Consider the following 24,618-nt stretch of genomic DNA (forward strand, 5'->3'; position numbering starts at 1 on the left):
ATTCTACGTGGTCCACGAAGGAATTTCATATTGCTACATTTATATAAATGGAGAATGGAAACTAGTTGATGCCGCACCTACATGGTTGCGGTAATTCCATGATATTTGTAATAGTTATGTATGGACGGGTGTTCCGGTTAGCCGACTGGTAGAAGGTGAGCGGGATAAGCTCCTGCGTCTGGAGGATACGCTGCATGAACGGGTAGTGGGCCAAGACGAAGCTGTCAGCTTGGTGGCCGATGCAGTGCTTCGGGCAAGAGCGGGAATCAAAGATCCGAATCGCCCGATTGGCTCATTCCTGTTCCTTGGCCCGACGGGTGTAGGGAAGACTGAGCTCGCTAAGTCGCTTGCGGTATCTCTGTTTGACCGCGAAGATGGGATGATCCGTATAGATATGTCGGAGTATATGGAAAAGCATAGTGTCTCCCGTCTCGTCGGCGCACCTCCAGGATATGTTGGATATGAGGAAGGCGGGCAGCTCACGGAAGCTGTGCGGCGTCGGCCTTATACTGTAGTGCTGCTCGATGAAGTGGAGAAGGCGCATCCCGATGTGTTTAACATTCTGTTGCAGCTGCTTGATGATGGACGGCTGACTGATTCACAGGGCCGAATGGTTGACTTCAAGAATACAATCATCATTATGACTTCCAATATCGGTTCACCTCATCTGATTCAAGGCACCGATGAAAACGGTCAGCTCACGGAAGCTGCCAAGGATAGAGTGATGAAGGAACTGAGTGGTCATTTCCGTCCAGAGTTCCTGAATCGGGTGGATGACATTGTAATGTTCAAGCCGCTGACACTGGGTGAGATCGAGAAAATTGTGGACAAACTGGTGGATGGATTGCGTCTACGTCTGGCAGAACGGGAGATCGGGCTGGCATTAACTGAATCGGCGGTGCGTTTTATCGCTAAGGAAGGTTTTGATCCTGTGTATGGGGCAAGACCGTTGAAAAGATTTATCCAGCGCAGCTTGGAGACACGTGTGGCGCGTGCGATTATTGCTGGTGAAGCCGCAGAGGGATCAGTTATTCAGGTGGATGAATCCGGCGACGAGCTGACAGTAACCATTCTGAAGCCAGAAGTCGATGGACCAGAGAGTTCTGAATTGAGTTCTGAATAAAAAAAGGGCGTTCACAAAACCCTAATGGTTTTGTGAACGCCCTTTTTATTGTAAGCCTCATTCCACCCAAGGGATTAGATGAGGCTGTTCATCCAAGATGGACATGTACTGCTCTTTCCAGCCGTATTTGCCGTCGGGGTCGAGGAGCATATAACGCAGATATTTTTCCAGCCGGAACTCGGCTTTGGACCAACCGAGATGCTTGAGCCGCAGGTTGCTTAGCTGATGAGACAGCTCGAAGATATTTTCCGGGAACCGCCCACAGTGCTGTGGGGATTCATTCCATACATAGTTGAAGTCTTCTTTATAGCGAAGCAAAAAAGGGCGGTAGTTCAGATGAGAGCGCCAGTAGGTATCCTCCCTGTAATGGTTCGCGTTCCATAAATCGTAAAGGCGGAAGCAGAACAGATCGACCCCATCTGCATACAGCAAGGAATCTATATTTTCTGCAAAGCTGGCTTCAAAGATCTCATCCGCGTCCAGACTCAGAATCCACTCGGGATTTGTCTTTAGGACTTCCTCCCACTGCTGTTTTCGCAGCTCAATTTCATTGCCGAACTTGGATTCGGTATTATGCACGAGATGAACGGGAATGCCTTCAAGTGCTTCCAGACAGACAGCTGCTGTATTGTCGGTGCTGCCGTCATCAATAATGACAGCCTCATCGATATATTTGCGGTGTTCCTCCAGAACCTGTCGCAGGAAGCGCCCGCTTTCATTTTTTACAACCATGGTAAGGGTTAGCTTGGGACGCTTTTTGGTTATAGGAGCAGCTGCAACCTCATTGGAATTTTCCTCGATGGGTGTGGGTGCCGATTCAGCTTTTACCCCTGTTGTTTCTCTGATGAAATCTTCAACTTTGTTCAAATCACTATCTCTGTACAAATGAAGGGCAGGATAATGGGTGTCAACAAATAGCGGAATGCCAAGGGCCGCGGCACGAATGCAGAAATGGCGATCCTCGCCCCAGTATGATATGTTCCGGATCTGATTGTAGCTCACCCCGGCTTTTATCGCATGCTGGCTAATCAAAGTACAAGCGCCGAGACCCCCCACTTCATAGATTCCAGGATTGCGGAGTTTGGCTATGAATTCATGAAATCTGCGGTTGATCTCCTCGGGTTGCAGTTTTTCGCCGGGAAGTATCTCCCACTGATTATATTCGTCATGCATCCAGACCTGCGGCTGAAACATGGTATCTGGCTGCCACTGTGTCCAAAATACCTCTGAAATAATATCTCTGTTCGTCCCTATTAGATGTCTTAGCGTATCGGGGTGGAGGATGAGGTCTGAGTCGATCAGGAACAGGTAGTCGTAGTTCAGGGTTTGCGCTCGGTTAATCATGAGGTTTTTGAAGTTGGCGACTTTCCAGACTAAATCAGAATTCCAATAGTGAGTCGTATCATTGCGGATGTACACATCGTTAAAGCCGGAGCTTTGAATAAAAATATGCTCGCCCTTGCTTTTAAATTCCTGGAGCAGCCGGCTGGATTCCTCATCATCATTGTCATCAATCAGATGGAAATCCAGTTCGATTTGCTCGATATTCAAGCGCAGCAGGGAATTCAGAAATTCCCGTAATACATTGGGCTTTTGATGGATCGGGCTGCCGATTAATACGCGTGTCTTATTCATTGCGGCCTCCTTGGGGGACTCTCCCTTTCTTCCGAGAGGTATAGGTATGTTCTCAATATATTTACAGTGAGAGAGTAATAATCCTTATTTCGCAAAGTTCTTATAGTAAATGAGAAATGAGAGTTGGATAAATTGAACTTTTTAGATATATTAATTTTGATGAATCTGCTGTACAATTACCGGATAATTAGATAAGAATGCAGCCAGATGAGCACAGGAATGAGACTATGGATAAATCACCACTAAAAGTTCAGTAGTTAATCAATCTGTTACTGGCCATGAATCCTCGTGCGGATGTGTTCTGGGATGATGGAAAGGGTGAATACCGACCTCTGCTGAATGAGGATGCTGAGGAAATTGATTGCACCGGAAGAGACAGCTAAGACTGAAGCTCATATTGGTGGCTGAACAGAGTTTGATTATTGCGACCCTTGGCATACTGTATTCGGAAGAGTCATTTCAGGTATGGACCCTGTGGATACTTTAAGGCGTGGGGATGTCATGAAAAAGGTCGAAATTATCAGTTCCCTCAATATTACATTAATGTGAAATGCTATCCATTGTAATTCCTAGTATCCCGATATACAATATAAAAAACAAACAAAGACAATATAGACACGGGGGAGAAACTTATGCGTAGAGGATTATCTGGAGTTATTACTTTGGTTTTGTTAACATTTTTGATTAGCGCGTGCTCCGGGGGAAATAACGCCGCTTCCACAAATACAAATCAGACGCCTACGGCTACTGAAGGATCGACAGCAAGCACTGAACCAAAAGATGGCGGCAACTTAATTATTGGGGTCGCTGCAGATCCTGTCATTCTAAATCCGAACTATGCAGGTGATCGTGTCAGTCTGACGATTGACCAAGCGCTCTACGCGCCATTGTTCCAAGTGAATAACGGAGAGAAGACCTTCTACTTGGCAGACAGCCTGACACTTTCCGAAGATAACCTGACCTATACATTGAAACTGAAAAGTGGACTAACTTGGCATGACGGAGAAAAGCTTACAGCTGACGATGTCGTGTTCACGATTGATAGCATCCTCGATGAGAAGCAAAACAGCATGCTGAGAGCGAACTTATTCATCGGTGATAAACCCGTTAAGGCAGTTAAGGTGGATGATCTGACTGTAGAGTTCAAGCTTCCGCAGGTCAGCCCAGCTTTTGAAGCTACACTAGTGCAAGTATTTCCGATTCCAAAGCATATTTTTGAGAATGAGACGGATCTAGAGAAAAGCACCAAGAATGCTGCTCCGGTTGGATCTGGCCCATTTAAATTTAAAGAATACAAAGCAGGCGAATATGTTACACTCGAGAGATTTGATAACTACTTTGGCGGCAAACCACATCTTGATTCTATAACGTACCGGATTGCTAAAGATACGAATGCTGCGAATCTCGCACTTCAGAATGGTGAGATCAACATTAAGTATCTAGATCCACAGGATGTTGGAACGATTGAGGCTTCGAACAATTTCGAAATCCTGCCTTATAGTGAAGGCCGATTGTCCTACCTGTTGTTCAATGCAAACAGTGATAGAGGTGCTCTTGCTAAAAAAGAAGTTCGTCAAGCCTTGTCTTTAGCCCTAAATCGTGATGAAATCATTCAGGCTGCTTATACTTCTAATGAGTATGCAGACCCGGCGAAGTCCTTTTTGACTCCGGATGCATTGTTCTATACTGATGACGTACCTTCTTTTGATAATGATGTAGAAAAAGCCAAAGAGCTTCTGCAATCGGCAGGGGTTAGCGATCTGAAATTGAGATTGATTGTATCGAGCGGTAATAAAGCTCAGGAAGCCATTTCACTATACGTGCAGCAAAAGCTAAAGGCCATTGGCGCTGAAGTTGAACTGCAAAATATGGATGCCTCGGCATATGGCCAGAAATTCAGTGATATGAATTCAACAGATTTTGAACTTGCGATTGCAGGTTATATTATGGGTTACGATCCTGATGCTTACAGAATTTTGTATACTTCTACTGCAGACTCTAACTACTCGCATTATAATAATGCTGAAGTCGATAAGTTGTTCAATGATGGTGCAGGAGAAGCAGATGTAACTAAACGTGGTGAGATCTATAAGAAGATCCAAGAGATCATTGCTGACGATGCACCGATTTATCCAATTGCTAATACTAAGACTATTGTAGCTGTCTCCAAGAACTACGGTGGTCTAGAAGAAGCAGTCTTGAAGCCTGTCGTTATTTTTGAAGATTTATCGAAAATCTACCTTAAATAAGAACGGGAAAAAATAAGCTGGTCAATCCAGCTTATTTTTTTACCGATATAGAACTGGGAGAATATACGTATGAGACAACTTATCGTCCGAAGATTACTGCAAACCCTGCCGATGCTGTTTTTTGTCTCGGTTGTGTGCTTTGCGATGATTAAGCTGGCTCCGGGGGATCCGGTACTATCCTTCGTTACGCCGAATATGCACGCGGATGATATTGAGCGCATCCGGCATAACCTTGGGCTGGATAAGCCAGCCTACATTCAATATTTTATATGGATCAAAGAAGTACTGCAGGGCAATTTCGGTTATTCCCTTGTGAATCATCAGCCTGTATTGGAGCAAATTCTAGAACGTTTACCTGCAACAGCAGGTTTGATGGGCAGTGCAATCGGCTTAGCCGTTCTGTTGGCGATCCCGATGGGTCTGCTTGCTGGAGCTAACCGGAACCGCTGGGTGGATAAACTAATTAATTTTTTATCCTATATCGGAATTTCAGTGCCTTTATTTTGGCTGGCCATCTTACTTATGTACTTATTCGCAATTAAGCTGCACCTGCTGCCTATAATGGGGATGCGAACCATTGGTGTGGAATCAGCGGTTGATGTATTGAAGCATGGTATTTTGCCTTGCGCCGTATTGGCGTTTGGATTTCTGGCCGGTTACGTACGATACATCCGCTCTAGTACGATTGGACAGCTAAAAGAAGAATATGTGCAGATTCAATATGCTTTTGGATCCAGCAAGACAACGATTCTGTTCCGTCACGTGCTTAAGCATGTACTGTTGCCAGTAATTACATTGCTCGGGATGTCGATGGGTGATCTGGTGGCGGGTGCAATTGTAACGGAGACGGTATTTTCATGGCCGGGTATTGGCTCTTTAGGGATGACTGCGGTTAAAGGGATGGATTATCCCGTAATTATGGGAATAACTTTGTTCTCTTCTTTAATGCTGATCATCGGCAATCTGGTCGCGGATATTCTATATAGCTTCGTGGACCCACGAATTAAATTAACGAGGTGACCTCATGAATCGCAGTAAATGGAAAAGTGTTGGAGATGAGCTATTTACGAATAAATTGGGTGTCGCAGCCCTCATTACTTTAATCGTCTTCACACTAGGCTCTATATTTGCTTTTTTATCCGGACATGATCCGAATGCAATGGATGTTTTGGCACGTTTGAAGGCACCCGGGGCGGATCATTGGTTTGGTACGGATGATTACGGCCGGGATTATTTTGCCCGAGCTTTGTATGGTGGCCGGGTATCTTTGCTAGTTGGTTTTGCTTCAATGATCATTGCCACGGGTATAGGTGTGACGGTGGGCGTAATCAGTGGATATTTTGGCGGATGGATTGATAATCTATTGATGCGGATGCTTGATGTAGTGATGTCCATTCCATCTTTCCTTGTGCTGCTGCTGCTCAGCGTATTTTTGAAGCCGAGTGTAGGAAACATCATTTTAATCATTGCTCTATTAATGTGGATGAACATTGCCCGTGTGATTCGTGCGGAGACGATGACGATTAAAGAACGGGAATATGTACTGTATGCAAAAGCTTCCGGCCAGAGCAACTTCGGAATTATTTGGCGTCATATTCTTCCGGGGCTAGTACCTGTTGTGATTGTAGGTGCGACGAATAATATCGCTTCCGCGATTATGATGGAGTCGTCCCTAAGCTTTCTTGGGTTCGGGGTACAACCTCCGAATGCCACTTGGGGCAGTATGCTTAACAATGCGCAGGGATATATCGCTCAGGCACCTTATTTGGCATTGTTCCCGGGGTTATTGATACTATTAACGGTTCTGAGCTTTAATGTTCTGGGCGATATTTTGCGGGTTGGCTTTGAACCGAAGCTGATCCGAAGATAGGAGTGTGAAGACATCATGACGGAACGGCTATTGTCTGTTGAGAATTTGAAGGTTTCCTTCCAAACTCGGGATGGAGAGAATCAGGCAGTTCGTGGCGTTAGCTTTCATATAGATGCTGGAGAAACGGTAGGGATTGTTGGTGAATCCGGAAGCGGGAAAAGTGTAACTGCGAAGGCGATTATGTCGTTGATTACACCTCCGGGTAAAATTATCGCTGGAAATATTAATTTTCGTGGTGACAATTTATCTAACCTTTCGGAAAAAGAGTGGAGAAAACTGCGCGGTAACCGCATAGCGATGGTGTTTCAGGACCCCATGACTTCTCTTAATCCTGTGAAAAAAATCGGCCAGCAGCTTACGGAGGTCATCCGGCGGCATCGCGGCTTAAATAAGGAAGCAGCGTTTAAAGAGGCAGCAAGTATCCTGCGGCAGGTGGGCATTAATAATCCTGAGCAGCGGCTGCAGCAGTATCCGCATGAATTCAGCGGCGGGATGCGGCAGCGGGTCATGATCGCTATGGCTCTTTCCTGCCAGCCAGAGCTATTGATTGCGGATGAGCCGACAACTGCGCTTGATGTAACAATACAGGCCCAAATTCTTGATCTTTTTAAAGAGCTAAAAAATAATACCAGTACAGCTATAGCGCTGATCACTCATGATTTGGGTGTGGTGGCTCAGGTATGTACACGGGTTATCGTAATGTATGGTGGACTAGTGATGGAGGAAGGTACGGTGGAGGATATTTTTTATCGCCCACAGCATCCTTACACGAAAGGTCTGCTTCGCTCCATTCCGAAACGTGACGGCAAATCGCGTGAACGTCTAATTCCAATCGAAGGCACACCTCCGGATTTGTTGAATCCTCCTTCTGGCTGTCCCTTTATGGAACGTTGCCCTAATGCTTTTGCCCGTTGCAGCGAACGTCCTCCGGTAATCGAATTATCGCCCGGTCACCGTTCGATGTGCTGGTTAGCAGATGGCGTGCAGGAGACTCCAGCCGTAGCTGGCGTTGAAGGGAGCGGTTCGGTTGAGTGACAATAAGATTCTAGTGGACGTAAATAATCTCAAAAAACATTTCTCCAAAGGCAAGGATATGTGGGGACGCGATACATCGGTGCTTAAGGCAGTAGATGGCGTAAGCTTTCAGATTCGTCAGGGAGAGACCTTTGGGCTGGTTGGAGAGTCGGGAAGCGGCAAGTCCACGGTTGGACGCTGCTTGCTGCGCTTATATGACTACACAGACGGTGAAGTGTCTTTTGACGGGCAGCCGCTGAGCAAGCTTGGAGAGAAGCAGCTAAAACCTTTTCGCAGACGCATTCAGTCGATCTTCCAAGATCCCTATTCATCACTTAATCCAAGCTTAAGTGTGCTTGATCTGATCAGTGAACCGATGAAAATCCACGGCATCCACGAAGGTGAAGAACGCAAAGAAGCTGTTGCGGCATTGCTGGAAAAGGTAGGTTTAAAAAGAGAACATCTCTACCGCTTCCCGCATGAATTCAGCGGTGGCCAACGCCAGCGGATTTCGATTGCCAGAGCATTGTCCGTAAGACCTGAATTTGTTGTGTGTGATGAACCGATCTCAGCGCTGGACGTGTCTGTCCAGGCTCAGGTAGTGAACATGCTGGAGGATTTGCAGTCCGAATTCGGCTTGACCTATCTCTTTGTCGCACATGATCTGTCGATGGTACGGCATATTTCTGACCGGATCGGCGTGATGTATGGCGGTCGTCTAGTGGAGGTAGCCGAAAGTGATGAGCTGTACGAGAATCCTATTCATCCTTATACAAAGGCGCTGCTGTCTTCCATCTTGGAGACGGATCCCCGGCGGGCCAATCAGAGAATTATTTTAGACGGATATTCGCAAGAGTATGGCAGAGCTGAGACTTCCACACTAGAGGAAGTAAGTCCGGGCCATTATGTTGCTTATGATTTTACGGTATGATTAGACTCTATATATAGATTGGGAGGGATCAGAATGTCAGAGAACTTAAACCGGGTAAAGTTATCCCAGTGGGATGCGTTATTGGTGGAATCACTCCGCTCCTTGGGGTGGTCTGATGAGGATATTCTTCGTAAAGTGGCAGAGGGCGATTTGCCCGTTGACAAGAGCGAATACCAATTTGATTATAAGCAGCTGACTACGTTGCAGTCAGAGCAGCCGGAGTTGTTCGGGCAAGCGGTGAAGACAGGCTATCAGATTAAATACAACACGATTCGTGGGATTCGCAGCTGGATATGGGTAGCTCTGGGCAAAGAAGCGGCTCTGGAGCTTGAGGAAGGTAAGGAAGCCGCTGAGGTGGCTTTAACCTTGGCCGAGAAGGAACGTTTGGCTTCTGTGTTATCCTTCGGTTGGCAGATCGAGAGCGATACGAAGGCAGCGGTTGGAGATACAGCTGTCTACCGGATTGCACCGATTGGACGTTAAGCTGAATAGCTACAGTAAAAAACGATTGTTGCGGGGAAGGACTCCCTGTGCACAATCGTTTTTTTGTTATATTTCTCGCTTAAATGCTTATCTTTAATATACGCTTACCGCTGGGTAAAATACCTCATAGTGTGCAGCCTCAATCCAGCTTCCTGTCTTAAAATCTCTGCCCCGGACAAGCACTTTATCGCTATACACTTCTACATAGAAGCCTTGGCTGCCCTCTTTATGTTTATCTTCATTAGTCCAAAGATAGGCGACAGAAGCAGCATTAAACATCGTTGCGATCTCTCCATCGCCAGGGAACATAGTGTTGTCTACCTCCAGCTCCCAATGGGTATGTCCAGTGAATAACAAGGTCTGAGGGTATCTCGACAGGATTTCTTTTAATTCCTTATCTTGTGTGACACCATACCAATCTTGCGATTCCAGCGATCCGGCTACGGTGTCTTTAAGCGGTTGATGCAGGAAGAGAAAGATAGGCTGATCTGGTGAAGCTTGTTCTCCAAGCTTATGCTCCAGCCAATCAAGCTGTTCAGAAGAAAGATCACAGAATTTGGGCAATCCTTGTTCTGTCCCTAGCATAATAAAATGATAGCCATTGACCCAGTGATCATGATAGGGTCCGGACATTCCGGTCTGTGACGTATACATTCCTAAACGTGATTCCCAATTTCCGAGGCCCACATCATGATTGCCTAAGGTAAAGGTAATCCCGGGCAGTTCGGTTTTGTATTGTTTGAGGATACGAAGCATTTCTTCGTATTCAGCAGGGAAGCCGTGGTCTGTGACATCACCGATATGCATAATCCCGCTGCTGCCTTCCCCATGCGCTGCTATATCACGGAGAGCCAGCTCGAAGTTAAGATTGTACTCATGATTGCGGTCAGCAGTGACATGGGTATCCGTAATGATCTGAAAGGTGATAACTGGTTTATCTTCAGGTGATGTGTTCGTACTCATGTTTGGGCATCCTCCTTCATCTATGAACCTATCCAATACTGTTGCTGTTCGCTAATGCGTCTTGCCGCTAATATTCAGTCCTATGATCCCGACAATGATGACGGCTATCCAAAGTAGTGAGGATAGGGTTAGCTTTTCTTCAAAGAACAGGGTTCCTATGAAGGAAATCAGGATGATTCCCGCTCCTGACCATATCGCATAAGCTACGCCTACCTTAATAGAGGTGAGAGCATAATTCAGGGAGGTGAAGCTGGCTCCATAGAACAGGAACATAAGCACGGAAGGCCAGAGCTGGGTGAACCCTTGAGATATTTTCATTGAGAGGGTCCCTGAGAGTTCGAACACAATAGCCAGCGCCAGAAACATCCATGCCCATATTCCTTCTATTCTCACAGGGGAGTAACCTCAATTCTGAGCTCAGCATAAGATTGTACAATGAGATCTGCATCCGGGAGAATATGTGTTGAAGCACTAGTACCGTCGCTTTCTGCTAGGCCGATAGCTACCTGTACACCCGCTGCTTTAGCCATTCGCATATCCCCGTTAGTATCGCCGATAACCGCTGTGTACGCGGGTTCCACGGCTAACCTTTTGCAGGCAAGCTGCACCATGTCGGGGAAAGGTTTACCCTGATCCACAAGATCTGTTCCAATTACCTCGGAGAAATAATGCCGTATGCCCAGCCATTGGAGATGTTTGTCTGCGGCCTCTGTTTCATCTGCGGTCACCACGGCGAGAGGAATGCCTGCACTCACACACTCATCAAGAAAACGATGAAGTCCCGGAAGGGAGTGAACGGGGCGTTTCTCTTCTAACCTAACATCCGCTTCGAGACGGCATTGATGGACAAGCTCCATGGACTCCGCCCAAGATAAACCTTGCAGATAACCCTGCCATGACAGAATGGCATAAAGATCACTCATAGTCCCCATAGCCAGCGGTCCGTTGCGATCATAATCGGTAATGCTCCCCTGGGCATTGTGTACAGTTCCCATTAATGCAGGGAGCTGCTCTTCTGCAATCTGTAGTCCTTTTTCCTTCATATACTTCGTGAATCTCTCTAAAAAACATTCGCCCCAGCTGCCCCAGAGGGATACGAACTGGAGCAGCGTACCATCCTTATCGAATAGAATAGCTGCTACAGCATATCTGCCTTGTGGAGTGATGAGCTCAGACATGAAGTCCACCGCCCTTTATTTTAATTTATCAAGCGCTGCTTGTGCCGTTTCTTGTGCTTCCTTAAGTGCTTGTGCTGCTGGGATATTCTCAATCTGCACCTTATCTGCGGCGATTGTCAACGCATCGTTAATTTTGCCGCCAGTTGGGTCTTGGAAAGGTGCAGAACCATGAGAAGCTTGCATCAATGGAACCTTAATCTGTGGATTGCTTTCGCTGAATGACACAAACGCCGGGTCTTGCAATGCGGATTGGCGCACCGAAATATATCCCGTATTAATGGACCAGGACGCAGTATTCTCAGCATTCGTGAAGTAGGTTAGCCATTTCATAGCTGCTTCCTTTTCACTGTCGCTGGCTTTGGATAGAATGCCGGCCATAAGGGCTTGGGCTACGGGTTTGCCCTCACCGATCCCTGCCCAGCCTGGCTGCTCCATAGCCGAAACAATGCTGAAGTCCAAGTCGCCCTGATCGCCGCTGGAGCCAGTGTAGCCTGCGGCTTGACCCTTCATTACATCGTCAATCGTCTTGTACCAATACTCCCAGCCTTGACCGCCGGAATGAATCCGCATGATCTTATCCTCGTGAATCCACTTGCGGAACAAATCCCAGGTTTCAATCCACTCTTTAGAGTCGACCATAACTTGTTTTCCATCCTCACTAAGGATAGTGCCTCCTTTGCTGAGTACGGCATCAATCATGTTCCCTGAACCCCACATAGGCTCCCAACCATAAAAGGTGGTTTTGCCGCCGTCCTTCACTGTCATTTTCGCAGCTGCGGCAGCCAGATCTTCCCAAGTATTTAATGTGCTCGCATCAATTCCATTCTTCTCAAAAACATCTTTGTGGTAGTACATGACCTGCGTTGTTCCATACATCGGCAGGAAGTATTGCTTACCATCAACCTGGCCCTGATTTAGAAAGGTTTGGACAAAATCCTCTTTATTAAAATCTGGCTGCAGTGCCATAAGCTCGTCTATCGGAGCGAAATATCCTTTACGGGCCCAATCTACATTGGAGGAGAGAGCAGCCGCAGGTACTTTTCCTGTAGCGATAGCTGCTTGCAGCTTCTGTTCGGTTTCCGTGTAGTCTGCCTGCGCGATACCTTTGACGATGACCTCTTGCTGAGAGGTATTAAATTTCTGAATCAGTGCCTCCATATTCTCACCAAGCTTGCCGCCGAGACCATACCAGAATTCAATTGTTACCGGTGCATTTTGTGTGGGCGCAGCCTCTGTGGAGGGGGAGGAAGAAGCTCCATTCGCCGCTGTAACATTGCCTGTATTCGCATTTCCTCCGCAAGCTGTTAACATTGTAAATCCGGCAACTAAAGACAGGGTGGACAGTCTCTTCAATACGTTCATCATCATTCTCCTCTTATTAAAATAGAATTGTTAGCTTATCCTTTGCTGGAACCAGCGGTCATATTGACACTTTGCATGATCGTTTTCTGAGCTAGTAGAAATACTAGCAGCAACGGGGCGATGGTGAATGCGCTAGCGGCCATGATCAGCGGCCATTTTAATCCGTAGGCACCTCCTTGAGTAAAGAAACTACGCAGACCCGCCGAGACTAGCTGTAGATTCGGGTCTTTGGTGATCAGCATCGGCCAGAAATAGTTATTGTACTGATCAATGAAGGTGATCAGGGCTAGCACAGCAAAGGAAGAACGTGTAATGGGGACAAGAATGGTCCACAGAATCCGCATATGTGAGGAACCGTCCACTTCTCCAGCCTCCACCAGCTCATGGGGAACCTGAAGGAAGGCTTGGCGAATTAGAAAGATGGAGAAGACACTTACACAGTTGGATAGAATTAATCCGGCATATGAATCCAGTAGATGGAGCTGGGACAATACCAAATATCCGGGAAGATAAACAGCGGTGGCTGGAACCATATAGCCGAAAAGAATAACGCCTGAGAACAGCCCTCTGAAGCGGAATTTCATATGCGTAAGCGCATAGGCCATCATCCCGGAATTTATGACCTGCAGAATAACAATCGACACAGCGACAAATATGCTATTGCCCATATATCTGAAGAAAGGGGCTTCGTGCCAGGCGGCTGAAAAATTACTCCACAGCGCATCCTTAGGCCAGATTGTGGGCGGAGACTGCCAGATTTCATCATTGGTTTTTAAGGCGCTGGTGACCATCCAATAGAAGGGGAAGGCCATGATCAGTGCAATAGCTGTAAAAAATAGATGGCGGGTCAGCTTGCCCACGCGTACGATCGTTGCATTCATCAGTCGTTCTCCTTTACAGCAGTTGTTATTGATAATGGGTTGTCCGTTTACTAACCTCTAGCGAGACTACGGATAGCAGCATACATATAAATACCAGAACCATTGCGACACTAGAGGCTTCTCCAATCTGAAAGGCTTCAAAGGCAGACTGATAATACATATAGAGCAAGGTGCGTGTTGATCCAGAGGGTCCACCTTGTGTAAGTACGTTAATCTGGTCGTAAGCCTGTAACGCCCCGATGATCTGTACGATGAACAGAAACAGTGTCGTTGGCGAGATTAGCGGTAAAGTAATACGGCTGAATTTTTGAACAGCATTTGCTCCATCCAGTTGAGCTGCTTCCAGCAGATCCGTAGGGACATTGCGTAGTGCCACCAAGTAAAAAATCATCGCCCAGCCTACCGATTTCCATATTGTCACGAGCAGAACGCCAAGCAGCGCCCATTTAGGGTCTTGAAGCCAACCAATTTTTTCTAGACCTAAGAGGTCAAGTACAGTATTGGCAAGGCCGATTTCGGGTTCATAGATCCAGGACCAGACAATGGATACAGCCACGGTCGGCGTGACCCAAGGGGAGAACAGCAATACCTGATAGAGGGTGGAGCCTTTCAGCTTCCCGTTCATCAGGAGTGCTAGTCCAAGTCCGATCAGAATAACGGGCAGCACACTTCCGGCACAGAATAACAGAGTCACTCTAAGTGCTTTATAGAAGGCAGGATTGCTGAACAGATCCAGATAGTTGGTTAGTCCGACAAAGGTTTTCTCAGGGCTCATGAAGTCCCATTCCGTAAAGCTGAGATAAAATACATAAAGTAATGGCGCTAGCCAAAATACAACGAATGGAATCATTGCCGGCAAGGTGAAGAGCACCGGTTTCAACTCCCCTATAAATCTCGAACGTTTCATTATTCTGTCGATACCCCATTCCATCTTCTGTTTTTTGCGGTATAATTCTGAGGAAAGCTCTTCCGTTCAAAAAAAATTGTACACTCATCGAGCGGCTGCGTGGTCAAGTGGACGTAAAGATCGATGCGAGATTATGTAAAAAATTAAGAGATTAGCGCAGGTAGTTGCTATTTTGTGTAAAATAGAAGGGTAGATTCTAAGTGGAATGAAGGTGCAGCTATGAAACAGGTAGCCTTTGGTGAAGAGAATAAAGACTTATCTCCACGCGAGCAGCTGCTGCGTCCGATGATCGATGCGATTGCTCAGACGATGGACCTATATGGTGCGAATTATTCATTCGGGCAGCTGTATGGAATTATGTTCTTTGAAGACCGTCCGATGACGCTTGAAGAGATGAAGAATGTGATGAATATGAGCAAGAGTAATATGAGCTATGGAGTCCGTTCTTTGATGGCCTCCAAGATGGTCACTAAGCTGGAGGAGAAGCGGGACCGAAAGGATCTGTATGCAGTGGAAACAGATTTCTTTCAGACCTTTAAGAACTTTTTTGGGATGAAGCTACAGCGGGAGATTGATGTCATGAAGCACGCTTTAGACGTTGTCATTCCTGAGCTGGAGGGATTGGTTCAAGCCGTGGATACGTCTGAGGAGGAGCGGCAATTCTGCCTGAAGGATCTGGAGAAGCTGGAGCATGCCGTTCAATATTATCATTGGCTGCAGCAGTTCGTGGACGAGCTTGGGGAAGAGAATTACTTCGTAGATAAGAGAAGGTCCTAGACCGTCTACAATCACATATAGATGTACATAATTGTATATAGATCTCCATTTTTGCGGGGTGTTCCTTAAGCCGGTTCAGGCTTGAGGTTCGCCCTCTTTTTTATGATAAAGAAACAAAAATAAGAAGAAAATGTAACCAATAGCAGGTGGAACTTCCATAAAATATATAGTTACATAGGGACAAGAAATGTTGTTAAGGAGATTCTGAGATTGAAAACAAAAAAATATATGCTGCTTGTTGTCATAGTTCTACTGCTGAGCTTTGCTGCTATTTTGAATACACAACGTGAACCTTCAACAATTATTATTAACGTAAATGGTCAAATGATAAAGACGATAGCTGCCAACCCTGCCTCGCCTGATGATCTTATGATCCCGAAGGCGGTAGCTGAACAGGCACTAAATACACAAATCGGCTGGCAGAAATCCGGCCCTCTTCCAAAAGGTATTTACTACAGAGATCAGGTGGCTGTGCTGATGTATCATCATCTTTCTGAGAAGCCCATGCCACAGTTTCCTTGGGTGTTATCGGTTGATCGGTTTGATGATCAAATGAATCTGCTGAAGCAGGAAGGTTTTCATGTGATCAACATGGCGGAATACCGTGAATTTATGCTGAATAACGGCGCAGTTCCGGACAATGCAGTGCTGCTGACCTTTGATGATGGATATGAGAGTTTCTATAAATTGGCGTTCCCCGTTTTGCAAAAATACGGATATACAGCCGTTAATTTTGTTATCGTATCTACAATAGATCACCCAGATCCGAATAGCGTACCGAAGCTCACTTGGGAGCAAATGCGGGAAATGAAGCATGCTGGGATGGGATTTTATAGTCATACCTATGATTTGCACCATTATGGGATTGTCGATGCCGAGGGCGGGCAGCGGCCAGCTGCAAGTGCCTTGTTATATGTTGATGATGAGAACAGGAATGAGATGAATGTCGAATACTACAGCAGAGTTACACGTGATCTGGCTAAGGCGGAGCAAAGGCTGAAGGAAGAATTGGGCAATACGGATTCGGCGATTGCTTTTCCTTATGGGTCCTACAATGACAGATTGCTGGCTGTTTGTGATTCGCTAGGGATTTCGCTGACCTTCAAAATTGAGGATGGGATTAACACTAGAGCGGATCGGAATGCCGCACGAATTAACGGGGGAAGTGAGACACTTACCGCTGCGTTGACGCTTGATCAGATGAAGCATATCGATTTGCCTATGGAATTGACCTTGAACAACCAAAAGGTGAATATGGTAAGGAATTCTCCTGAAATGAGGAAGGGAACCTTGATGGTTCCATTTCATCAATTATGCAAAGATCTGCATATAGATATGAAATATGATCCGAAACGCCGAATCGTTGAATTGACTCATATGGATGCAGGAGCATGAAAAGTGTCACTTTTATTGATGATGAGATTACAAAAAGTGAGTAAATTCGTCATTTTAGGCGAATCACTAGTTGCTATAAGTGAATTCCTTACTGTAGACTATAAACAGAGTACTAATTGGTAAGCGAATGGAGAGAACTGATGGAATTGTTTAAGCGTTATTACGCAAATTTAACGGTCCGGCGTTTTTTGATTTTAGGATTGGTTGCTCTACTGCTATTCAGTATTAGAGATATGCTTAATTTGGTACTGTTGACGTTTTTGATTGCGTATGTAATGAATAGCTTTCAAGTGCTGCTCACGAAGCGCATTAACAAATATGTAGCAGTTAACAGCAAAGTGATTATTGTTATTCTATACCTTGCCTTAATCGCTGTAATTGTCATAACCCTCGTTAATTATCTGCCTAAGGTTTTCATACAGATTAAACAGTTAACGAATTTTTTGACCAATTTGACCCCTGAGAACATCCCGCAGAATGATATTGTGCAGTATATATTCGCCCAGCTTAAGGATTTGAACTATCAGTCGTATATGAAAGACGGTATTGAATATGTCTTGAAAATAAGCAATTGGGGCACCAGCTTTGTTTTATCAACCATTTTGAGCTTTGTATTTATACTTGAGAAGAACAGGATCGTTAGTTTCACTTCCCGCCTTAAAGAGAGCAAAATCTCTTGGTTCTATGTAGAGCTTGAGTATTTTGGCAGAAAATTTATCTCCTCTTTCGGAAAAGTGATCGAAGCACAAATTCTGATCGCGTTGTTTAATACATGCTTTACGGTGATCGGACTCTGGATTTTAGGTTTTCCTTACCTTTTCGCATTATCCATTATGATCTTCTTGCTTAGTTTAATTCCGGTTGTAGGTTTTGTTATCTCGCTAATCCCACTTTGTATTATTGGTTACAATATTGGTGGCCTAGTCATGACTATCTATGTACTGGCAATGATTGCCGTGCTTCATTTTGTAGAAGGCTACTTCCTAAATCCTAAACTGATGTCATCCAAAATGAATTTGCCTATGTTCTATACGTTTATCGTGTTGTTATTCTCTGAGCATTATCTCGGGGTTTGGGGTCTGATTCTGGGGATTCCGATCTTTGTATTCTTCCTTGATATTCTGGAGATTAACAGAGAGAACAAGATAGGGACTTAGGGATTCTGTTATAAAATAAGTATTAAATATAAAAAACCCGGCTAAATGGAAGATCCATTTAGCCGGGTTTTTTTTGTGTATGTTACAGCGTCGCTGTATGTATTCCCTTAACCGAAGGAAGTATGGACACTATCTGAAACGATGTCCCTCAGCTCCGCTTTATATGCCGCATACTGCTCGGTTGTTATGCTTCCAGCGGCTAACCGTGAATCCAATTGATCCGTTAGCTGGGCAACCTGTAGATCGATTACAGCTTCAATATCTTGGCCTTGTTCTGATGCAATATCTTGAAGTGACTTACCGTCATATATGGCCTCGTATAGATCCTCGTCCGTTGGCTGGTTAAGTACCTCCAATAATTCGTCTTGATCCGCGACCTCTGCCGTGGACCATTTTACAGGCGAACTTGCATTAGCGGTAAGACTAGTCCAAGCATTTCCGAAAGACATCACTACAACTACCGTTCCGACTATGATCACTCTTTTTATATCCATTAGAGTCCTCTTTTCTTGTTCTGCAATAACTTATCTTGCTTAAGCATCCGTCTAAAGTATCGTTTAAAATGGGTTCTAACTAGTTATATTGTAACCCGCGAAGCTGAACTGAAGCTTAAGCAATATTAAAAATAACCTAAAGATTTAACACGGCTATGATATAGCGATAATACACCGCAGGTATACTTTCCAGATGAGCTTCATTGCATATTTATGCATTGAATCACAATCAAACAAATGGGGAGTGTTCGGAGTTTTGAGAATAACAGCAAAAGCTAAACGTTTATTTTCCAGCATAATTGCCAGCAGTTTGATGTTGGGAATCATGGCTCCAGCAGGATATGCCGAAGAGCAGCAGCTGGAGACGGAGCAGACATCTTCCGAATTAGAGGCGCATTTTGATGAACAGGTTGAGCTCGACACGCTTTTAAGTCAACCGACTGTAATGGCAGAGGTGTACGCGGTACCTAATAATCCAGGAGCGCTACTGATTACAGAAGTTGTTCCGGATACTAAAAATGTAAAAGGGACAGATGGAACCTCTGTAGATGGTTACGAGTTTGTTGAGGTCTACAATAATACGGACAAGCCGGTTAATTTTAAGGATTATTATTTCTTTTATAATGACAAAGATTCATGGGCACCTAATGGTGATGCTGTAATACCGGCGCATGGAAATATTGTTTTCTGGATTATGAATGGCAATAATCTGAATGTTCCTACGGAGGATTTCATCAAAAACTTTAATCCTTCTGCAGCTTTGCAGGAAGGAGTGAATCTGTTCCGGATCAACGGTGGCGGGGGGATGGCTAACACTTCTGCGCGTAATTTACAAATTAAAAGCAAAGCAGGAGATACGCTAATTGTTTCTGCTTCCTATGGAAAAGAACAGGTGAAGGAGAATAACGGGATCTTCTATCAATACTTGCAAGCAGATAGCTCCGTTATGAACCTCATGGTGAATTCGGGAACGGTTGTGGCTACGCCTGGAACCGTAGAGGCAGAACAAGTGCCTGAGCTAGTTCCTGGGAACAAGCAGCCAGTGATTGAACATATTGCACAGAGTAGTGTCGATCCAGCCGATCTCCCTATCAGTGCGAAGATTACTAATCTGGAAAGCGGGGCAGATGGATCACTGCCTGTAGTGAAGCTACAGTATGGCTCTCCTTCTCAGGCGAAAGATACGGTAATCACCATGACTTCAAAAGGTGGGGATGAATATGCGGCAATGATTCCTGCAGCTGCGCTGGAAGAGCCGGAGCTGCATTACAGCATCCGCGTTAATAATGTGACAGAGAGTTATTCTGTTCATGTGAACCTGCCGGCGTTCGATTCGAATAATGTGCCGCCGTTGTTAATCACAGAGCTGCTGCCGAATTCGACGAATGTAAAAGGAACGAGCAGCGACGCTTTTGAATTCATTGAGATCTATAACAATACTGATGCACCTGTTAATTTCAAGGACTACAAGGTCTATTATCGTTATCCTGATAAAGGTAACGCTTCCGATGTGAAGTGGCCTTCGACGCCAGAGAACTTTCTGATTCCTGCACAGCAGTCCGTGGTGTTCTGGGTTATTAATAGTGCCAATAGTACTTACACTGCTAATGATTTCAATACAGAATTCAACACAAACTTAATTGAAGGCACCAATCTCTTTTTGATCAAAAGCGATGGTATGGCGAACTCTGGCCGCCGGGCAGTCGTAATCAAAAGTAACACGGAAAAAGAAATTTCCTCCGCGTATTATGATGCTGACCTCACCTACGATGGTGGAGCTAAAGGTGATGACACCAAAGAGAATAAAGCCCTTCTATATAAGTATCCTGTGAATGGGCTGAGCAAAATGCTCAAGATCAGTACGGGGTCAGCCGTTCCGTCACCAGGCCAGACGGATGTAACACAACTTCCAAGCACACCGATTCATGTGGAGCCGGATACAGAGAAACCAACAGTAGAAGATCTGACGGGCGTAACGGAGATTGATCAGTCGCTGGGTCTCGATTTGAAGGCTTTTGCTGATGACAATAAAGCTGTTACTTCTGTGGAAGTTAGAGTGTCTTCGGACAAGCAGCCGGAGGCTGTTAGCCACAATCTATCCCAAGACTTCAACGACAGCTTGTATCACTTCAAATTGACCTCTGCGGATTTGATTGGCAGAAATGAAATCCAGTATTACTTTGTTGTTTCTGATGGAACGAATGAAACACAATCTCCAGTAATGAAAGTAAAAGTTACAGGAGGACAGGATCAATCACCCCTTCGTTTGAATGTGAAGGAAGGGCAGTTGATCAATGGCTCCATGACCGTAAAGGGAACCTCTGCCACCGCTAAGGCTGATGTCTTAGGCTTGAGCATTGACAGTAAGTTACTGGGCAATAACGAGGCATATAATGCACTGGAGAATGATGCCTACTTTGTATTTGAAGCTAAAAATGTGGACTATTATTTTAAAAATGCGATCACGATGGGACCGGAAGAACTAGGAGATGCCAGTATTCTGTATACCTTTATGGACCCGATTACTACGTATACTACATTGACTTTTCCTATTTCTTCTGCCGCTTTAAAAAAGGGTACGGATAATGTGATTTACATTCGGGCGGGCTCTAAATCATCTCCATTTGATCCTCGTCCTGAGGAGAATAAGGATGATTTTGAAGTGAAAAATGTTCGTCTCCTGCTGGCAGATGGTACCGAAATTTGGGATCCGGCTTATGCAGAACGTGATAAGGAAATCAAGATGGGGGACAGCGCAGGTAAGCATGAATCCCTCGGCTTCCAGTTTGATCTAAAAGCGGATTTGTTCCGTTCAAAGGCGTACAACTGGAATACTAAGGAAGCAACTGACGGAGAACATAAAGTAACGCTTACCGAAGGTGGAACGAAAGTATCATCAAACGTAATTGTTGACAACACGCCACCATCCATCAAAGCATCAATAGAAGAAGGACAAACTTACCGTGGCAATTTTGAAATTGCTGCTGAAGTTAAGGATACTTATGCGGGTGTAGATAAGGTCAGCGTGAAGCTGGATGGTAATGTTATTGAACTGCCCTATGCTACTTCATCCGGGAAGTTATCGGCTGGGGAGCATACGCTTTCTATCACAGCCTTAGATAGGATTGGCAATCAGGCAGAAAAGGTCATTACATTCCATGTACCGAATGAGAATCCATTTGCGCCACTGCTTATTTCTCCTACAAACTGGGAGACCGCTGTAGGTACTAATCCGACTTTAAAGGTTAAGGTTGAAGATCCTAATCAGGATAAGATAAACGTTACCTTCTTTAGAGGATTTAAGTACGATGCTAACCATCCGGAGCAAGGCTTTGCTGGATTTATAAACGCATCCGATACAGAGCCGCCGAAACAATCCGTACCTGCGGGCGAACAAGCGCTTAGCAGTGACGACTACAGTAAAATAAGTGCGGTGGACGGACAATATTTAATTAATGATGCTGTCGATCAATTCCCTTATCAGCGTTATGAAATTAAGCTGGATGAGTCGGTTAAGGCGTCAGATCGTGTAGATATTGAATGGAAAGGGAATTCGTTGCCGGGACGTAAAGTAAGTCTCTACGCATGGAGTCCAACTCAACAAAAATGGGTACAGCTGGATCATTTAATCGCTGGAACAGAGGATTTTGAGCTGAAATCCACGGTTACAGCTGGAGAATATGCTAATGGAAATAGCATTGCAGTAATGGTTCAGGACGAAATTGCTTCGGTGGCTAAGACAGCACCAACAGTAACACAAGATACGTATGACTTTTCTTTTGTATGGATGTCAGATACACAATATTATTCACAGAGCTACCCTTACATTTACCGTAAAAATGTAGAATGGATAGCTGACAACAAAGAGAGCTTGAACCTGAAGTATGTTATTCATACAGGAGATATCGTGGATAAATCCTATCAGGAGTATGAGTGGAAGGAAGCTGACCGGGACATGAAGGTTCTGGAGGAAGCTAACATTCCTTATGGTGTTCTTGCGGGTAATCATGACGTAGGTCATCAAACCGGGGATTACACGAAATTCTGGGAGTATTTTGGAGAGTGGAGATTCAAGAATATGCCGACCTTCGGTGGCTCTTATGACAACAACAGGGGCCATTACGATTTAGTGTCTGCGAACGGAAATGATTTTGTTATTGTATACATGGGCTGGGGATTGGCTGAGGAAGAAATCGAATGGATGAATGAGATCGTTGCCCGTTATCCAGAGCGTAAAGCGATTCTTTGTCTCCATGAATACTTGCTGGTTTCTAATAACCGTGCACCTATTGCAGATAAGATTTTTGAGATGGTTGTGAAACCTAACAAAAACGTAATCGCAGCACTGTCCGGCCATTATCATGATGCTGAGCTTAAGGTAGACGAGCTGGATGATAACGGTGACGGTATTCCAGACCGCAGTGTCTATCAAATGCTGGCAGATTACCAAGGCGCTGAAGAAGGGGGACTTGGCTATATCCGTCTGCTTCAGTTCGATGTTGCTAATAACAAACTTCGCGTGAAGACTTATTCGCCTTATTTGGATGATTATAACTACTATGATGAAGACGAATATCCAGGCAAAGATGAGTTCGTTCTGGATCTGGATTTACAGCCTGTGACTAAACGTGTGGCTACCGACTATATCGGAGTCAAGGTTTACAGCGACCAGGAAATTGCGGCCAATCCACAAGTAGAGAGTGGCGCGGAGACTCAGGTCACTTGGAGTAAGCTGAATCCGGATAGCTACTACCAATGGTATACAAAGGTTGAGGATGATCACTCCGGTAGTGTGCTTTCAGATATCTGGGGCTTTTACACTGGAAAAGAGGATGTGATGCCGACACCAGAGGTGACACCAACACCAACACCGACACCAGAGGTAACGCCGACACCAGAGGTATCGCCATCGCCAGAAGTGACGCCGACACCAGCACCAGAGGTGACAACGGCACCTCCGGTAGTTTTACCAGTGCCAACAGTGACTCCGACGCCTACAGCCACACCTGGAGCGGGAAAAGGAAACATTGAACTGGCATTAGGAAGTAATGGGACGTATACAGCTGATCCGTCAGCCTTGAAGAAACTGATAGAGGAAGCTGCTACAGGGGGAAGCCTAAAGATTAGCGCAGGCGGAGCAACCCCGGCTCAAGATCAGATTAGAATTGCTCTTGATGCAGCCGCTGTTCAACAGGCTGTCGATAAGAAGTTGAATTTGAATATTGTTTCATCTAACGTTACCTTGAGCGTACCAACAAGCTCCTTACCAGCCATTCCGGCAGGCAGTGATATGCTGCTACTAAGCATTGATACGAGTATGATATCTGTACAGGCCAATGACGCTGGAATGAGTCCATTCAGAGCTAACGTTACGCTGAACCTCAGTACATCTGCAGGAGGCAAAGAAACGGCTATCCACCAGCTTAAAGGTGTTGTTACGATTACCTTGACGCTGACTAAGGAACAGCTTGCTAAGCTTGATACAGATTTTGCGGGTGTCTATTATGTAAATGGCAGCACGTTGGAATATTTGGGTGGAGTGTTTAAGGATAATACCGTTACCTTCACAACAAATCACTTTTCCTCCTTTGCGGTACTGGAATACCATAAGCAATTTAGGGATACTGCTGGTCACTGGGCAGAGTCGTATATTTCCAAGCTGACGGCTAAGCATGTGATTAAAGGGATCGACGATACGCATTATGGACCACAGGCGAATGTAACCCGTGCAGATTTTGTTACACTGGCCGTTCGTTCTCTCGGATTGGATGAAGCAAATGGGGCTATCGTACAGAGTGCTTTTGCAGATGTATCTAAAGATGCTTATTATGCACAGTCGATAGACAAAGCTGTCCAGCTTGGATTGATCCAAGGCAGTGATGGCAAGTTCCGACCTAAAGATGCGATTACTCGTGAGGAGGCGGCAGTTGTCCTGCAGAAACTGATGCAGTATAAAGCAGGATTGCAAGCTTCCGTTGCTGCTGCTGCAAGCTTTAAGGATATGAATAGTGTATCTGAGTGGGCGAAGCAAGCGGTAATTGATTTGCAAGCAAAGGGAATCCTTGACGGCAAGGGCGACAATAACTTTGACCCTCGTGGCAAAGTGACCCGTGCTGAAATCGCAAAACTGTTATATGGAATAATCAAATTATAAGATAGGTTGGCAAAGGCAGGCAGAGGTGACTCTGGCCTGCTTTTT

At 45.3% G+C, this 24,618-nt stretch carries 18 protein-coding genes and 2 pseudogenes; 12 read left to right on the plus strand and 8 right to left on the minus strand.

Annotated elements, in window-relative coordinates; genetic code table 11:
• Positions 1-121 precede the first annotated feature (121 nt).
• Positions 122-1,123: pseudogene (locus NST58_RS01835) on the plus strand (AAA family ATPase); the annotation flags it as partial.
• A gap of 57 nt (positions 1,124-1,180) precedes the next feature.
• Here the strand turns inward: NST58_RS01835 and NST58_RS01840 are convergent.
• On the minus strand, positions 1,181-2,758 hold the full coding sequence (locus NST58_RS01840; protein ID WP_339189164.1) for a glycosyltransferase: 1,578 nt from the start codon (positions 2,756-2,758) through the stop codon (positions 1,181-1,183).
• A 435-nt stretch (positions 2,759-3,193) separates the two neighbouring features.
• Here NST58_RS01840 and NST58_RS01845 point away from each other — a divergent pair.
• The 7 genes and pseudogenes from NST58_RS01845 to NST58_RS01875 form a co-directional block, all read left to right on the plus strand.
• Positions 3,194-3,307 (plus strand): annotated as a pseudogene (locus NST58_RS01845) (peptidylprolyl isomerase); the annotation flags it as partial.
• An 83-nt stretch (positions 3,308-3,390) separates the two neighbouring features.
• Positions 3,391-5,007, plus strand: coding sequence for an ABC transporter substrate-binding protein (locus NST58_RS01850; RefSeq protein ID WP_076219020.1), 1,617 nt, complete (start codon positions 3,391-3,393; stop codon positions 5,005-5,007).
• Between the two features lie 69 nt (positions 5,008-5,076).
• Positions 5,077-6,027 carry an ABC transporter permease gene (locus tag NST58_RS01855; RefSeq protein ID WP_036687292.1) on the plus strand — a complete coding sequence of 317 codons (951 nt, stop codon included), beginning with the start codon at positions 5,077-5,079 and terminating at the stop codon, positions 6,025-6,027.
• A gap of 4 nt (positions 6,028-6,031) precedes the next feature.
• Positions 6,032-6,877 carry an ABC transporter permease gene (locus tag NST58_RS01860; protein WP_036687295.1) on the plus strand — a complete coding sequence of 282 codons (846 nt, stop codon included), beginning with the start codon at positions 6,032-6,034 and terminating at the stop codon, positions 6,875-6,877.
• Between the two features lie 15 nt (positions 6,878-6,892).
• On the plus strand, positions 6,893-7,912 hold the full coding sequence (locus tag NST58_RS01865) for an ABC transporter ATP-binding protein (protein WP_076127008.1): 1,020 nt from the start codon (positions 6,893-6,895) through the stop codon (positions 7,910-7,912).
• Complete coding sequence (locus tag NST58_RS01870; protein ID WP_303047204.1) at positions 7,905-8,822, plus strand: ATP-binding cassette domain-containing protein; 918 nt, start codon at positions 7,905-7,907, stop codon at positions 8,820-8,822. Before NST58_RS01865 ends, NST58_RS01870 begins: the two co-directional genes overlap by 8 nt.
• A gap of 33 nt (positions 8,823-8,855) precedes the next feature.
• The gene (locus tag NST58_RS01875; protein ID WP_076192528.1) at positions 8,856-9,305 is read left to right on the plus strand and encodes a hypothetical protein; all 450 of its coding nucleotides are present in this window, start codon (positions 8,856-8,858) and stop codon (positions 9,303-9,305) included.
• Between the two features lie 93 nt (positions 9,306-9,398).
• Here the strand turns inward: NST58_RS01875 and NST58_RS01880 are convergent, their stop codons facing one another.
• From NST58_RS01880 to NST58_RS01905, 6 genes are read right to left on the minus strand one after another with little or no spacing between them, the layout of a single operon-like run.
• Positions 9,399-10,268: a metallophosphoesterase gene (locus NST58_RS01880; RefSeq protein ID WP_076186180.1), complete on the minus strand. Its 870-nt coding sequence runs from the start codon at positions 10,266-10,268 to the stop codon at positions 9,399-9,401.
• Positions 10,269-10,319: 51 nt separating this feature from the next.
• On the minus strand, positions 10,320-10,661 hold the full coding sequence (locus tag NST58_RS01885) for a multidrug efflux SMR transporter (RefSeq protein ID WP_248549163.1): 342 nt from the start codon (positions 10,659-10,661) through the stop codon (positions 10,320-10,322).
• Positions 10,658-11,446, minus strand: coding sequence for an HAD family hydrolase (locus tag NST58_RS01890; RefSeq protein ID WP_076192524.1), 789 nt, complete (start codon positions 11,444-11,446; stop codon positions 10,658-10,660). Before NST58_RS01890 ends, NST58_RS01885 begins: the two co-directional genes overlap by 4 nt.
• Positions 11,447-11,461: 15 nt before the next feature.
• Entirely contained in the window at positions 11,462-12,808 is a 1,347-nt protein-coding gene (locus NST58_RS01895; protein ID WP_081386373.1) for an ABC transporter substrate-binding protein, read from the minus strand.
• 35 nt (positions 12,809-12,843) lie between these two features.
• On the minus strand, positions 12,844-13,689 hold the full coding sequence (locus NST58_RS01900; protein ID WP_076127021.1) for a carbohydrate ABC transporter permease: 846 nt from the start codon (positions 13,687-13,689) through the stop codon (positions 12,844-12,846).
• A gap of 25 nt (positions 13,690-13,714) precedes the next feature.
• Complete coding sequence (locus tag NST58_RS01905; protein WP_076127023.1) at positions 13,715-14,596, minus strand: sugar ABC transporter permease; 882 nt, start codon at positions 14,594-14,596, stop codon at positions 13,715-13,717.
• Positions 14,597-14,815: 219 nt separating this feature from the next.
• Between NST58_RS01905 and NST58_RS01910 the strand changes: the two genes are divergently transcribed.
• The 3 genes from NST58_RS01910 (at position 14,816) to NST58_RS01920 (ending at position 17,925) form a co-directional block, all read left to right on the plus strand.
• Positions 14,816-15,373: a transcriptional regulator gene (locus tag NST58_RS01910; RefSeq protein ID WP_339245952.1), complete on the plus strand. Its 558-nt coding sequence runs from the start codon at positions 14,816-14,818 to the stop codon at positions 15,371-15,373.
• 210 nt (positions 15,374-15,583) lie between these two features.
• Positions 15,584-16,768, plus strand: a complete 1,185-nt coding sequence (locus tag NST58_RS01915) for a polysaccharide deacetylase family protein (protein ID WP_339245955.1) — start codon at positions 15,584-15,586, stop codon at positions 16,766-16,768.
• Between the two features lie 140 nt (positions 16,769-16,908).
• Complete coding sequence (locus NST58_RS01920; protein ID WP_036687315.1) at positions 16,909-17,925, plus strand: AI-2E family transporter; 1,017 nt, start codon at positions 16,909-16,911, stop codon at positions 17,923-17,925.
• 107 nt (positions 17,926-18,032) lie between these two features.
• Here the strand turns inward: NST58_RS01920 and NST58_RS01925 are convergent, their stop codons facing one another.
• Complete coding sequence (locus tag NST58_RS01925) at positions 18,033-18,419, minus strand: hypothetical protein (protein ID WP_038568262.1); 387 nt, start codon at positions 18,417-18,419, stop codon at positions 18,033-18,035.
• Between the two features lie 256 nt (positions 18,420-18,675).
• Between NST58_RS01925 and NST58_RS01930 the strand changes: the two genes are divergently transcribed.
• Positions 18,676-24,573 (plus strand): S-layer homology domain-containing protein, encoded by a 5,898-nt coding sequence (locus NST58_RS01930; protein WP_339245958.1) that lies wholly within the window; start codon positions 18,676-18,678, stop codon positions 24,571-24,573.
• Positions 24,574-24,618 lie beyond the last annotated feature (45 nt).

It is taken from the genome of Paenibacillus sp. FSL R10-2796, from assembly GCF_037965315.1.
GTDB lineage: Bacteria > Bacillota > Bacilli > Paenibacillales > Paenibacillaceae > Paenibacillus_AQ > Paenibacillus_AQ odorifer.